Below are 692 nucleotides of genomic sequence, written 5' to 3' on the forward strand. Positions count from 1 at the left end.
GTGGTATTGGTCGCACCGCCAGAGGTAATGGGTTGAACGGTGCCGTTATCATTGTCACTGAGCTGTAAGCCAGACGCTACATCCGGCACCACCGTATCGATGGTGATGACGATGGTTGGCGTTTGCGTCACGGTGCCATCAGTATCGGTGACAGAGGCATGGAAGCTGTAAGTCCCGTCCGCCAGCGCAGTGGGTGTGAAACTCCACTGTCCATCCGCACCCGCCACCACACTGCCAATTTCTGTCGTGCCGTTGTAGAGGGTGATCAGTGCTCCGGCAATGGCCAGCCCACTCAGCGTTGGCGTGCTGTCATGGGTGCTGGCGCCATTAGTCAGCTGCACCAGAGTGCTGCCGGTATCGTCGGTAATTTCCAGTGAGGTGGTGGCTGGAGGCAGCCCAGCCTGCACATTAAAATCAAACGCATCAGAAACCGAGCTGACATTGCCGGCTGCATCGGTCTGCGTCACGGTCAGACTGTGCGCACCGTTGCTCAGCGCTGGCGTAGTGAAGCTCCAGGTGCCATTGCTGCCGACCACCGCCGTGCCAATCAGGGTATTGTTGTCATAAACGCTGATCACCGCACCCACTTCACCATTTCCGGTCAGGGTTGGTGTGCTGTCATCGGTCGTTCCGCCGCTAGTCACCGGTGTTGCAGTTCCGTCAGCATCCCCACTTAATGCCAGACCCGTGGC

Annotated in this window: 1 protein-coding gene; it reads right to left on the reverse strand. The window is 58.4% G+C overall.

Annotated elements, in window-relative coordinates; genetic code table 11:
• A partial coding sequence (locus H7A81_RS27470) for an Ig-like domain-containing protein (RefSeq protein WP_255479067.1) occupies positions 1-644 on the reverse strand: 644 nt, incomplete at its 3' end.
• Positions 645-692: the final 48 nt, after the last annotated feature.

Origin of the sequence: Pantoea sp. ME81 (assembly GCF_903970985.1) — a bacterium.
Taxonomy (GTDB): domain Bacteria; phylum Pseudomonadota; class Gammaproteobacteria; order Enterobacterales; family Enterobacteriaceae; genus Pantoea; species Pantoea communis.